Annotated in this window: 1 protein-coding gene and 1 pseudogene; both read left to right on the top strand. The window is 77.0% G+C overall.

From position 1 onward, the window contains the following. Window positions 1-27: 27 nt before the first annotated feature. Window positions 28-4,581: pseudogene (locus BJP25_RS10805) on the top strand (type I polyketide synthase); the annotation flags it as partial. Window positions 4,582-4,618: 37 nt separating this feature from the next. After that, window positions 4,619-14,281 (top strand): type I polyketide synthase, encoded by a 9,663-nt coding sequence (locus BJP25_RS10810; protein ID WP_075974675.1) that lies wholly within the window; start codon window positions 4,619-4,621, stop codon window positions 14,279-14,281. The last annotated feature ends 235 nt before the right edge of the window (window positions 14,282-14,516 follow it).

Below are 14,516 nucleotides of genomic sequence, written 5' to 3' on the forward strand. Positions count from 1 at the left end.
ACAGGCGCGATGGACGACTCCGGCAAGCTCGTCGAGGCACTGCGTTCGGCGCTGCGGGAGAACGAGCGGCTGCGCAAGCGAGCGGCCGGGGCGCGGGCGGCGACCCCGCCCGCCGACGAGGCCGTGGCCATCGTCGGCACCGGCTGCCGCTTCGGCGGGGGCATCGCCTCCGCCGAGCAGCTGTGGGACCTCGTGGCCGCCGAGCGCGACGCGGTGGCCGCCCCGCCCGACGACCGGGGCTGGCCCGCGGGCGTGGCCCGGCCGGGGGCGTACCTGGACCGGGCGGGCGGCTTCGACGCCGGGTTCTTCGGCATCTCCCCGCGCGAGGCCACCGCGATGGACCCGCAGCAGCGCCTGGCCCTGGAGTGCTCGTGGGAGGCGCTGGAGCAGGCGGGCATCGACCCGCTGTCGCTGCGCGGGTCGGACACCGCCGTCTACTTCGGGTCCAGCCTGCACGACTACGCCCAGCGGGTGCGCGGCAACCCCGACCTGGCGGGCCTGCTGGCCACCGGCAACGCCGCCGCCGTGCTGTCCGGCCGCATCTCCTACACCCTCGGGCTGGAGGGCCCGGCCGCGACGGTCGACACCGCTTGCTCGTCGTCGCTGGTCGCCCTGCACCTGGCGGTGCGCGCCCTGCGCCGCGGTGAGTGCGCGCTGGCGCTGGTCGGCGGCGCGACGATCATGGCGACCACGGACATGTTCGACGAGTTCGGCAAGCAGGGCGGGCTGGCGGGCGACGGGCGCTGCAAGGCGTTCGGCGCGGGCGCGGACGGCACCGGGTGGGGCGAGGGCGTGGGGGTGCTGCTCGTCGAGCGGCTGTCCGACGCCCAGCGCCTCGGGCACGAGGTGCTGGCCGTCGTGCGCGGCACCGCGGTCAACCAGGACGGGGCGTCCAACGGCCTGACCGCCCCCAACGGCCCGGCGCAGCAGCGGGTGGTGCAGCGCGCCCTCGCCGACGCGGGGCTCACCCCCGGCGAGGTCGACCTGGTGGAGGCGCACGGCACGGGGACGGTGCTCGGTGACCCGATCGAGGCCCAGGCGCTGCTGGCGACCTACGGCCGCGACCGGGCGGGCGAGCCGCTGTGGCTGGGGTCGGTGAAGTCCAACCTCGGGCACACCCAGGCCGCGGCGGGCATCGCCGGGGTGCTGAAGGTGGTGGGGGCGATGCGCCACGGCGTGCTGCCCCGCACCCTGCACGCCGACGAGCCCTCCCCCCACGTCGACTGGTCGCGCGGTGGTGTCCGGGTGCTCACCCGCGCCCAGCCGTGGCCCGCTGACCGGCCGCGCCGCGCGGGCGTGTCCTCCTTCGGCGTCAGTGGCACCAACGCCCACGTGGTCCTGGAGCAGGCGCCCGCCACCGAGCCGGTGGCGCCGTCGGCGGACACCGGCGCCGTGGTGCCGTGGGTGATCTCGGCGCGCGGGCAGGGCGGTGTGCCGCGGCAGGCGCGCAGGCTCGCCACCGTCTCCGGCAGCCCCGCCGACATCGGCTTCTCCCTCGCCACCACCCGGGCGGCGCTGCCCGAGCGGGCCGTGCTGATCGGGAGCGACCCGGCGTCGCTGCTGGACGACCTCGACGACGCCGTCACCGGCACGGCGGGCGACCGCGCCGGCGTGGTGTTCGTCTTCCCCGGGCAGGGCTCGCAGTGGCTCGGGATGGGGCGCGAGCTGTGGGCGGCCAACCCCGTGTTCGCCGCCGCGATGGACGAGTGCGCCGACGTGCTCGACCGGCTGGTGGACTGGTCGCTGCGGGAGGTGGTGCTGGCCGAGCCGGGCACCCCGGAGGCCGCCCTGCTGGACCGGGTCGACGTGGTGCAGCCCGCGCTGTGCGCGGTGATGGTGTGCCTGGCCCGGCTGTGGGCGTCGTTCGGCGTCCGGCCGGACGTGGTGGTGGGGCACTCGCAGGGGGAGGTCGCCGCCGCGTGCGTCGCGGGCATCCTCTCGCTGGAGGAGGCGCTGCGGGTGGTCGTCACCCGCTCGCGGCTGCTCACCCGCCTGGCCGGGTCCGGCGGGATGCTGTCCGTGCAGGCCCCGGTGGCGGCGCTGGCCCCCGTGCTGGGGGAGGTGTCGGTCGCCGCGGTGAACGGGCCCGGCGCGACCATCCTGTCCGGCGCCACCGGCCCGCTGACCGCCGCCGCGGCGTGGTGCGAGGGCGAGGGGCTGCGCGCCCGGTGGGTCCCGGTGGACTACGCCTCGCACTCCCCGCAGGTCGAGCAGGTCCGCGACGACCTGGTGGCCGCGCTGGCCGGGCTCACGCCCAAGTCCGGCGACGTCACCTTCCGCTCCACCGTCACCGGGGGCGTCCTCGACGGCGAACGCCTCGACGCCGACTACTGGTACCGCAACCTGCGCGAGCCCGTGGGCTTCGGCGGCGCCGTCGCGGACCTGGTGGCCGAGGGGCACGACTGCTTCGTCGAGGTCAGCCCGCACCCGGTGCTGACCATGGCGATCACCGGCACCGCCGAGCAGGCCGTGGTCGGGGACACCCTGCGCCGCGACGACGGCGGCGTCGACCGGTTCCTGCGCTCGGCGGCAGCGCTGTGGGTGCGCGGCGTCGAGGTCGACTGGTCGGCCGCGTTCCCCACCGGGCGCCGCGTCCCGCTGCCCACCTACGCCTTCGACCACCGCGACTACTGGGCCGTCCCCGTGCGCGCGCACCACGCCACGCCCGGGGCCGACTGGCGCTACCGGGTGGGGTGGAAGCCCGTCGAGGTCGAACCCGCCCCCAGCACGCCCGCCCACCGCTGCGTCGTCGTCCCCGAGGACGCAGACTCGTGGGCGCTGGACGTCGTCGCCGCGCTGCGCGCCGACGGCGAGATCACCGAGGTCCGCGTGGGCCCGGCGACCGACCGGGTTTCCCTCGCGGCCGCGCTCCCGGGCGACGTGGACGCGGTGGTGTCGCTGCTCGCCGCCGCACCGGGCTGGGCGGGCCCCGGCGTGCCGCGGTCCTGGGCGGCCACGACGACCCTGGCGCAGGCGCTGCACGACAGGGGCATGGATAGTCCACTGTGGTGCGTCACCCGCGGCGCGGTGAAGGTCGCCCCCGAGGACGTGCCGGACCCCGGGCAGGCCGGGTTGTGGGGGTTGTGCCGGGTCATCGGGTTGGAGCACCCGCGTTCCTGGGGCGGGCTGGTCGACCTGGCGGACGACCCGGCGCCGCTGCTGTGGGCGCTGCGCTCGGCGACCGAGGACGAACTGGCCGCCCGGGGCACCCGCGTGCACTCGCGCAGGCTCGTGCGCGCCCCGGAGGCCGCCCCCGCCGCCGAGCGGCCCACCGGCACGGGAGCCGTCCTCGTCACCGGCGGCACCGGGGGCATCGGGCTCCGGCTCGCCCGCTGGCTGGTCGAGCGCGGCGAGCGGGAGGTCGTCCTCGTCGGCCGCACCGCCACCCGATCTGAGCAGGCGGCGGCGCTGGCGGCCGAGGTGGACGCCCGCGTCGAGGTCGTCGACTGCGACGTCACCGACGCCGACGCCGTGGCCGCGCTCCGCACCACCCTCACCGGGCGCGGGCTGGCCGTGCGGTCGGTCTTCCACGCGGCGGGCGTCGTCGAGCGGGGCGCGGTCGTCGGGACCGACACCGCGGACTGGGGCCGGGTGTGCGCGGCCAAGGTGGACGGAGCGCGGATCGTCGATGAGGTGTTCGCCCCCGCCGAGTTCGTCGCCTTCACCTCGAACGCGGGGGTGTGGGGGAGCGCCGGGCAAGCCGCCTACGCCGCCGCGAACGCCTGGGTCGACGGCTTCGCCCACGCCCGGCGCGCCCGCGGCCTGCACGCCCTCGCCGTCGCCTGGGGCGCGTGGGCGGAGGTCGGCATGGCCACCGGCGCCGCGGCCGACGAGCTGGCCAGGGTGGGCGTGCGCCCGATGGACCCGGCCGCCGCGCTGGCGGTGCTGGGCGGGGCGCTCGACGCCGACGAGACGACCCTGGCCGTGGCCGACGTGGACTGGGCGCTGTTCGCCGCGACCTACACCGCGGCCCGGCCCCGACCGCTGCTCGACGAGCTGCCCGAGGCCGCCGCGCCGGTCCCGGCGGGCGTGGTGGGCGCGGACGGCTCGGCGGCGGACCTGGTGCGGGAACTGGGCACCCTAACCCGGGCGGAACGGGGAGAACACCTACTCAGACTGGTGACAACCCAAGCCGCGGCCGTCCTAGGTTACCGGAAGGGCGAGGTCCCGCCCGCGGACAAGGCCTTCCGCGAGCTGGGCTTCGACTCGGTGACCGCCGTGGACCTGCGCAACCGGCTGGGGCGGGCCACCGGGCTCGCCCTGCCCGCGGCGCTGGTGTTCGACCACCCCACGGCGGCGGAGCTGGCCGGGCACCTGCGGCAGGCGCTGTTCCCCGCCGCGACCCCGGACACCCTGCACGCCGACCTCGACGCCCTGGAGGCGGCGGTGGCCGGGCTGGGCGCCGAGCCGGGGCACCGGGACGCGCTGCGCCCGCTGGCCCGGCGGCTGCGCGGGCTGGCCGACCGGCTCGCCGCCGAGCCCGCCCCCGCCGGGGCGGACGGGGCGGACCCGGTCGACCTGGACTCGGCCGACGCCGACGAGCTGCTGTCGCTGCTGCACAGCGAGTTCGGCCGAGGCTGAGCGCGGCGCGACCCCCTGCCCCGAGGTGAGGACGGCGATGGCGAAGCACGAGGAGCTGGTGGCGAGCCTGAAGTGGGCCACCGCCGAGCTGCGCGAGGCGCGCAGGCGGCTGCGCGCGGCCGAGGAGCGCGACGGCGAGCCGATCGCCGTGGTCGGCATGGCGTGCCGGTTCCCCGGCGGCGTCGACTCCCCGGAGGACCTGTGGGAGCTGGTCGCCGCGGGCACCGACGCGGTGGGCCCGTTCCCCACCGACCGCGGCTGGGACCTCGACGCCCTCTACCACCCCGACGCGGGCCACGAGGGCACCTTCCACGCCAGGGCGGGCGGGTTCCTGCGCGACCCCGCCGGGTTCGACGCGGGCTTCTTCGGCATCTCCCCGCGCGAGGCGCTGGCGATGGACCCGCAGCAGCGGGTGCTGCTGGAGATCGCGTGGGAGGCGTTCGAGCGCGCGGGCATCGCCCCGCACTCGCTGCGCGGCAGCGACACCGGCGTGTTCACCGGCGCCCCGTCCTCGCTGTACGGCCTGGGCTCGCCGGACCTGACCCGGGAGCTGGAGGGCTACGCGCTCACCGGGACCGGCATGGGCATGATGTCCGGCCGGGTCGCCTACACCCTGGGCCTGGAGGGGCCCGCGGTGTCGGTGGACACCCAGTGCTCGACCTCGCTGGTCGCCCTGCACCTGGCGTGCCGGGCGCTGGTGGCGGGCGACTGCTCGCTGGCCCTGGCGGGCGGGGTCACGATCATGCCCACGGTCGGGGCGTTCGTGGAGTTCTCCCGGCAGGGCGGGCTGTCGGCGGACGGGCGCTGCCGCGCCTTCGCCGCCGGGGCCGACGGCACCGGGTGGGCCGAGGGCGCGGGCGTGGTGGTGCTGGAGCGGCTGTCGGACGCGCGCAGGCGCGGGCACCGGGTGCTGGCGACCCTGCGCGGCACGGCGATCAACCAGGACGGCGCGTCCAACGGGCTCACCGCCCCCAGCGGCCCGGCGCAGCGCCGGGTGATCCGGCAGGCGCTCGACGCGGCCGGGCTGTCGGTGGCCCAGGTCGACGCGGTGGAGGCGCACGGCACCGGGACCCGGCTGGGCGACCCGATCGAGGCCCAGGCCCTGCTGGCCACCTACGGCGGGCGCGGCGCCGACGCCGAACCGCTGCACCTCGGGTCGGTGAAGTCCAACATCGGCCACGCCCAGGCCGCCTCCGGCATCGCCGGTGTGATCAAGATGGTCATGGCGCTGCGCCGCGGCGTGCTGCCGATGACGCTGCACGCCGAGGACGCGACCCCGCACGTGGACTGGGCGGCCGGGCGGGTGCGGCTGCTCACCGAAGCGCGCCCGTGGCCGCGCCGGGACGAGCCGCGGCGCGCGGCCGTGTCGTCCTTCGGCGGCAGCGGCACCAACGCCCACGTCATCCTGGAGGAGGCGGACGAGCCCGAGCGCGTCGACAGCCCCGACCTGCCCGCGGTCCCCTGGCTGTTCTCCGCCGCCGACCCGGCGGGCCTGCGCGGGCAGGCCGAGCGCTTGGCCGCGTTCGCGCGCGAGGGCGACCACAGCGCCGCCGACATCGGGCGCGCCCTGGTCACCACGCGTTCGCCGCTGCCGCACCGGGCCGTGGCGATCGGCGCAGATCGGGACGAGCTGGCGTCGGCGCTGGGGTCGTTCGACCCGGAGTCGGTCGTCACCGGGCAGGCCGACCTCGCGGGCAAGGTCGTGTTCGTCTTCCCCGGCCAGGGCGCGCAGTGGGCGGGCATGGCCCGCGAGCTGCTCGACACCGCGCCGGTGTTCGCCGCGGCGCTGCGGGCGTGCGCGGACGCGCTGGCCCCGCACGTCGACTGGTCGCTGGAGGCGGTGGTCCGGCAGGAGCCCGGCGCGCCCGGGTTCGACCGGGTGGACGTGGTGCAGCCAGCCCTGTTCGCGGTGATGGTGTCGCTGGCGGAGCTGTGGAAGTCCTACGGCGTCACCCCGGCCGCGGTCGTGGGGCACAGCCAGGGCGAGCTGGCCGCCGCTTACATCGCGGGCGCCCTCAGCCTGGCCGACGCGGCACGGGCGGTCGCGCTGCGCAGCAGGGAGATCACCGCGCTGGCCGGCGCAGGCGGCATGGTGTCCGTCGCGCTGCCCGCCGCCGACGTCGAGCGCGAGCTGGCGGGCTACGCCGGGCGGGTGTCGGTCGCCGCGCACAACGGCCCCGCCACGACCGTGGTCGCGGGCGAGCCCGACGCGCTCGACGAGCTGGTGGCGGCGTGGACCGCGCGGGAGGTGCGTGCGCGGAAGATCCCCGTGGACTACGCCTCGCACTCCCCGCAGGTGGAGAAGCTCCAGGACAGCCTGCCCGCCGCGCTGGCGGGCCTCACCCCGCGCGCGGCGGAGGTCCCGTTCCACTCCACGGTGACCCGGACCGTGCTCGGCGGCACCGAGCTGGACGCGGACTACTGGTACCGCAACCTGCGCCAGACCGTGCACTTCGAGCCGGTCATCGCGTCGCTGGTGGAGTCCGGGCACGACGTGTTCATCGAGGTGAGCCCGCAGCCGGTGCTCACGCTGGCCGTGCAGCAGACCCTGGACGCGACCGAGTCGCGGGCCGTCGTGGTCGGCTCGCTGCGCCGCGACGACGGCGGGTTGCGCCGCTTCCACACCTCCCTCGCGGAGGTCGCCGTGCGCGGGGCGTCCGTCGACTTCACGCCTGCTTTCGGCGCGGGGCCGCACAACCACGTCGACCTGCCCACCTACGCCTTCCAGCGCACCCGGTACTGGCTGTCCACCCCCGGCTTGCCCGGTGCGGGTCGCGCGGTCCCGGGCATCGGTTCGACCGGGCACCCGGTGCTCAACGCCGTGGTCGCCACGGGGGAGGGGCACCTGTTCACCGGCAGGCTCTCCCCGCGCGGCACGCCCTGGCTGGCCGAGCACGTCGTCGGGGGCACGGTCCTGCTGCCGGGGACCGCGTTCGTCGACCTCGCCCTGAGCGCGGGCGCCCACCTGGGCTGCACCACCCTGGCCGAGCTGACCTCCACGAGCCCGCTGGTGCTCGACCTCGACCGCGACACCGCCCTGCGGGTGCTGCTCGGCGCCCCGGACGACGCGGGCGACCGGGCCGTCAGCGTGCACGCCCGCCCGGAAGGCGCCGACGACGACACCCCGTGGACCTGCCACGCCACCGGCGTCCTGACCGACCCGACCGCCGTCACGGGGACTGAGCTGCGTGACTGGCCGCCCGCCAACGCCACACCCGTCGACCTCACAGGCTTCTACGACCGCCTGGCCGACGCGGGCATCGACTACGGCGAGCCTTACCGCGGCCTGCGCGCAGCCTGGCAGCACGACGGCTCGGTGTACGCGGAGATCGACACCGAGGCCGTGGCCGACAGCGGGTCGTTCGCGTTGCACCCCGCGCTGCTGGACGCCGCCTTGCAGTGCCTGGCCTTCGCGGGCAACGCCGCCGAGCAGCGGCGCATGCCGTTCGCGTGGAGCGGCGTGCGGCTGTTCGCGACCGGTGCCACCGCCCTGCGCTGCCGCCTGGACGTCGTTGACGCCGACACGGTCGCCCTGCTGGTGACCGACCCCGAGGGCGGGCCGGTGCTCGACGTGGCGTCGCTGCGCCTGCGGGCCGCCCCGCACCGGATCGCGCCCGCGGCGGACACGGCCCTGCACCGCCTCGACCTCGTGCCGGTGACCCTGCCCGACGCCGACGCGGCGGACGTGGACGTGCTCGACCTGCGCGCCCTCGTCGACGCGGGGGTGCCGGTCGCCGAGCGGGCGCTGCGTTTGACGTCGACGACGGCGGACGGCCTTCGGGAGTGGTTGGCCGCCAACGCGGCTGAGCGCAGGCTCGCGGTCGTCACCGGGATCGCCGCCGAGGACCCGGCCGTCGCCGCCGCGCACGGCCTGGTCCGCTCCGCCCAAGCCGAGCACCCCGAGCGGTTCGTGCTCATCGAGACGGATGAGGCGTCCGAACCCTCGGTGCTGCGCGCGGCGGCGTGCGGCGAACCGCAGCTCAGCCTGCGTGACGGTGCCGCCTGCGCCCCCAGGCTCGTCCGCTGGCGCCCGGAGCCCGCCGAGGACGTGTTCGGCGCGGAGGACACCGTGCTGGTGACCGGAGCGGCCGATGGCCTGGCCGGGCTCGTCGCCCGCCACCTGATCACCGCCCGGGGCGTGGCGGAGGTGCTGCTGCTGAGCCGCCGCGGGCCCGAGGCACCCGGCGCGGCGGAACTGGCCGCGGAGCTGGGCGACCGGCTCACCGTCCTGGCCTGTGACGCCTCGGACCTCGACGCGCTGCGCGCCGCCGTGGGGGAGCGCGGGCTCACCGGCGTCGTGCACACCGCGGCGTCGCTGGCGGACGGCTTGCTGGACTCGCTCGACGACGAGCGGCTGACCCGGGTGTTCCGGTCCAAGGTGGACACCGCCGTCGCGCTCGACGCGCTGGCCGACGACCACGGCGTCCGCGCCTTCGTGCTGTTCTCGTCGGTCGCCGGGCTCCTGGGCGGCGCGGGGCAGGCCGCCTACACGGCCGCCAACTCCTTCCTGGACGCCCTGGCCCGGCAGCGGCGCGCGGCGGGACGGCCCGCGGTGTCGCTGGCCTGGGGCCTGTGGGGGGTGTCCGGCGGCATGGCCGGGCGCCTCGGGGACCGGCTGCTCGACCGTGCGCGCCGCGGTGGGCTCGTGCCGCTGTCGGCCGCGGAGGCGCTGGGGCTGTTCGACAGCGCCTGCGCAGCCGGGGACGCCGTCGTCGCCCCCGTCCGGTTCGACACCTCGGCTTGGCGGTCCGGCGCCACCGCGCCCGGCGTGCTGCGCGGTCTCGTCCGCACCCCGGTCCGCAAGGCCGCCGCCAGGGCCGAGCGCTCGTCCTTCGCCGAGCGCCTGGCCGCGATGTCCCCCGCCGACCAGCGGCACGCGGTGCTGGAGCTGGTCAGCGCCCAAGCCGCCGCCGTGCTCGGCCACGCCGACGGCGACGCGCTCGACCCGGGCCGCGCCTTCCGCGACGTCGGTTTCGACTCGCTGACCGCCGTGGACCTGCGCAACCGGCTCAGCGCCGCCAGCGGTGCCCGCCTGCCTGCCACCGCCGTGTTCGACCACCCCACCCCCAAAGCCCTGGCCGAGCAGCTGCACCGCGCCATCCTCGGCACCACGGCCCCGACCGCCGCGCCCACCACCACCCGGGCCCGGGAGGAGACCGACGCCATCGCCGTCGTCGGCATGGCGTGCCGGTTCGGCGGCGGTGTGGACTCGCCGGAGGCGCTGTGGGAGGTGGTCGCCGGGGGAGTCGATGTCCTCGGACCCGTCCCGTCCAGCCGCGGGTGGCAGCGCGCGGGCGTGGGCGGCTACCTCGACGACCTCGCCGGGTTCGACGCAGGCTTCTTCGGCATCTCGCCGCGCGAGGCGCTGGCGATGGACCCGCAGCAGCGGTTGGTGCTGGAGTGCGCGTGGGAGGCGCTGGAGCGCGCGGGCGTCGACCCGCACACCCTGCGCGACAGCGACACCGGGGTCTACCTCGGCTCCAGCCTGCACGACTACGGCGAGCGGCTGAAGGGCATCCCCGAGCTGGAAGGGCTCCTGGCCACGGGCAACGCCGCGAGCGTGCTGTCCGGCCGGGTGTCCTACGTCCTCGGGCTGCACGGCCCGGCGGTGTCGGTGGACACAGCGTGCTCGTCCTCGTTGGTGGCACTGCACCTGGCCGCCCGAGCGCTGCGCGGCGGCGAGACCGGCATGGTGCTGGCGGGCGGGGTCACGGTGATGGCCACGCCGAGCCTCTTCGGGGAGTTCGAGCGCCAGGGCGGGCTCGCCGCCGACGGGCGCTGCAAGGCCTTCGGCGCGGGCGCGGACGGCACCGGGTGGGGCGAGGGTGTGGGCGTCCTGGTGCTGGAGCGGCTGTCGGACGCCCAGGCCGCGGGCCGCGAGGTGCTGGCGGTGCTGCGCGGCACGGCGGTGAACCAGGACGGCGCGTCCAACGGGCTCACCGCGCCCAGCGGCCCGGCCCAGCAGCGCGTCATCCGCACCGCCCTGGCCGACGCGGGCCTGTCCACCGCCGACGTGGACCTGGTGGAGGCGCACGGCACCGGCACCAGGCTCGGCGACCCCATCGAGGCGGGCGCCCTGCTGGCCACCTACGGCCAGGACCGCGCCGAACCGCTCTACCTGGGCTCGGTGAAGTCCAACCTGGGCCACACCCAGGCCGCGGCGGGCGTGGCCGGGGTCATCAAGTCCGTCGAGGCGCTGCGGCGCGGTGTCGTGCCGCCGACGCTGCACGCCGACGAGCCGTCCCCCGAGGTCGACTGGGACTCCGGTCGCGTCGAGCTGGCGACGGCGGCCCGGCCGTGGCCGGAGGTGGGGCGGCCGCGGCGGGCGGGCGTGTCCGCGTTCGGCGTGAGCGGCACCAACGCGCACGTCATCCTCGAACAGGCCCCCGCCGTGGACGCCCCTGGGCCGGTGGCGGTCACCGGGCCCGTGCCGTGGGTCGTGTCCGGCCGTGGCGCGGGCGGGCTGGCCAACCAGCTGTCCCGGCTTGCCGCCGCACCGGCTGACCTGCCCGTCGCCGACGTCGCGCACACCCTGGCGCTGCGGTCCCGGTTCGAGGACCGGGCCGTGGCGGTGGGGGAGACGCGCGCGGAGTTCGCGGCCGCGCTGGCGGCGGGCGAGCTGATCAGCGGACGCGTCGCCCCCGCGGGCCCGGGTCGGGTCGTGTTCGTCTTCCCCGGTCAGGGCTCGCAGTGGGCTGGCATGGGCCGGGAGCTGTGGGAGACCTCGCCGGTGTTCGCCCGCTCCATGGAACGCTGCGCCGAGGTGCTGTCCGGCCTGGTCGACTGGTCGCTGCGGGACGTGCTGGCCGACGCCGACGCCCTGCTGCGGGTGGACGTGGTGCAGCCCGCCCTCTGCGCGGTGATGATCTCGCTGGCGGAGGTGTGGCGCGCGCACGGCGTGCGGCCGGACGCGGTGCTGGGCCACTCGCAGGGCGAGGTCGCCGCCGCGCACGTGGCGGGCATCCTCACCCTGGCGGACGCGCTGCGGGTGGTGTCCGCCCGCTCGCGGCTGCTGGCCGACCTGCACGGCGGCGGCATGCTCTCGGTGCAGGCCCGGCTGTCCGATGTGGAGGACGTGCTCGACGGCGTGTCCGTGGCCGCGGTGAACGGGCCCGCGTCGCTGGTGCTGTCGGGCCCCGAGGGGGAGCTGGAGCGCATCCGGCTCTGGTGCGAGGAGCGCGACCTGCGGGCCAGGCTCGTCCCCGTCGACTACGCCTCGCACTCCCCGCAGGTGGAGGCCGTGCGCGACGCGCTGGCGGCGGAGTTGGCCGACCTGGCGCCTGCCGCCGGGGACGTCCCGCTGTACTCGACTGTGACGGGCGGGTTCCTCACGGGCGCCGAAGCCGACGCCGCCTACTGGTACCGCAACCTGCGCGAGCAGGTCGGGTTCGCCCCTGCCGTGCGCGCGCTGGCCGAGCAGGGCTACCGCAGCTTCGTCGAGGTCAGCCCGCACCCCGTGCTGACGGCCGCCACCGAGGACACCCTGTCCGCGGAGGGCGTCGCCGGTGTCGTGGCGGGCACGCTGCGCCGGGGAGACGGCGGGGTGCGCCGGGTGCTGACGTCGCTGGCCGAGGTGTGGGTGCGCGGGGTCGAGGTGGACTGGTCGCCGGAGTTGGCGGGGGCGCGCAGGGTCGCGCTGCCGACCTACGGGTTCGACCGGCGGCGGTACTGGCCCGAGCCGGTGGCGCAGACCGCGCCGGGTGTCGACGGGGAGTTCTGGTCGGCCGTCGACCGCGCCGACCTGCCGGGTCTGGCGCGGATGCTCGACGCCGATGACCTGCCCGCGTTGCAGGTGGTGGTGCCGCGCCTGTCGACCTGGTGGCGCGCGCGCCAAACCGAGCAGAGCACCCGCGACTGGCGCTACCGCGTGTCGTGGACGCCGGTGGAGGCACCGGACGCGGAGGTCGACCCGCGCTGGTTGGTCGTCGTCCCGCACGGCGCCCCGGGGTGGTCGAACGCGGTGCTCGACGCGCTGCGCAGCCGAGGCACCATTGTCCCCGTCGACTTCACCCCCAATCGGGAGGACCTCGCTCGCGCGCTCGCGGAACCCGCCACGGCAGTGGTGTCCCTGCTGGCAGCGGACACCTCCATCACCGATGCCGGGGTCGCGAACGCCTGGACGTCCACGGCGCGGCTCGCGCAGGCGCTCAGCGACACGGGCGCGTCCACACCGCTGTGGTGCGTGACCGCCGGGGCCGATGACGCGTGGCAGGACGGTCTCTGGGGACTCGGGCGCGTGCTCGGCCTGGAGAGCACGGGCGGCGGCTGCGGCCTCGTCGACATCGGCTCCACTGTGGAGGACGCCGTCGAGGATGATGCCGCCGACCTGCTCGCCCGCGTGGTGAGCGGCAGGGGTGACGAGGACCAGCTTTCGATCCAGGGGTCCCGCTTGCTCGGCCGCCGCCTGGTCCGCGACGACACCCCCGCGCCCGCCCCGCGAGAGCGCGCGACGGGTTCGGGGGCCGTGCTCGTCACCGGCGGCTCCGGCGGCATCGGGTCCCGGCTGGTGCGCTGGCTCGTCCAACGCGGGGAACAGGTCGTGGTGGTCAGCCGGTCCGGCGGCGACCCCGACCTGCCCGGTGTGGAGGCCGTGGCCTGCGACATCACCGACCGGGAGGCCGTGACCCGGCTGCGCACCGAGCTGACCGGGCGCGGGGTCCGCGTGCGCTCGGTCTTCCACGCCGCGGGCGTCGTGGAGAGCGCGCTGGTCGGCACGAGCGACCTGACGGAGTGGGCCAGGGTGTGCGCGCCCAAGGTCGCGGGTGCCCGCCACGTCGACGAGGTGTTCGAGCCGGAGGAGTTCGTGGCGTTCTCGTCCAACGCCGGGGTGTGGGGCAGCGCCGGGCAGAGCGCCTACGCCGCCGCGAACGCCTGGCTGGACGGGTTCGCCCGGCAGCGGCGGGCCCGCGGCATGCACGCGCTGTCGATCGCCTGGGGCGCGTGGGCGGAGGTCGGCATGGCCGCCGAGCCGGGCGCCGCGGCGGAGCTGGCCCGCCGGGGTGTGCTGGCCATGGACCCGGAGCGGGCGCTGGCCGTGCTCGGGGCCGCCTTGGACGCCGATGAGGTGTTCCTGGCGGTGGCCGACGTCGACTGGGCCCGCTTCGCGGAGACCTTCGCCGCGGCCAGGCGCAGGCCGCTGATCGAGGACATCCCCGAGGTCCGGGCGTTCCTCGCGGCGCGGCCGGAGGTGGCGGGCGGCTTCGCCGACGAGGTGGCGGGGCTGGCGCCGGGCGAGCGCCGGGAGCGGCTGCTGGAGCTGGTGCGCGACCGCGCCTGCCGCGCGCTGGGCTTCGCGGCGGGTGACGAGCTCGACCCGGACCGCGCCTTCCGCGACCTCGGGTTCGACTCGCTCACCGCGGTCGACCTGCGCAACGCGCTGGCCCGCGCCACCGGGCTCACCCTGCCCACCACGCTCGTGTTCGACCACCCGACCGCCGCCGAGCTGGCCGCGCACCTCGACGGCCTGCTGGTGCCCACCCGCGGCGCCGAGTCCCTGCACGCCGACCTCGACCGGGTGCGGGTCGCGGCCCAGGACCTCGACGAGGACGAGCGGGAACTGCTGGTCGACCGGCTGCGCGGGCTCGTCGCCGCGCTCGGCGGTGAGCCCCGGCCCAGCGGCGGCTCGCTGGCCGACGCCCTCGGTGAGGCCTCCGACGACGACCTGTTCGCCTTCATCGACGACCAGGTGGGCCGCCGCTGACCCTGCCCGCACCGCACCGCCCCGGGCCACCGGCCCGGGGCGGTGCGCGCGCGTCTCGGGCAGGGCGGGAGCGCGCAACATACCCGGGCACGTCGAGGTGATCCCCTAACTCGACTGGGGACCTCCCAAGCCGCGCCGACCTACTTTGGCGTGCGCGGTCCGGTGGGACGGGCCGCGCACGCCGTGCCGCACGCGCCGACGCCGGGATCGCCACTCGCCGCAACGGAAGGCCCAG

Origin of the sequence: Actinokineospora bangkokensis (assembly GCF_001940455.1) — a bacterium.
Taxonomy (GTDB): Bacteria; Actinomycetota; Actinomycetes; order Mycobacteriales; family Pseudonocardiaceae; genus Actinokineospora; species Actinokineospora bangkokensis.

Excerpts from the sequence above, each read along its gene's own strand:
- BJP25_RS10810 (WP_075974675.1), top strand. The coding sequence starts at position 4,619 with ATGGCGAAGCACGAGGAGCTGGTGGCGAGCCTGAAGTGGGCCACCGCC.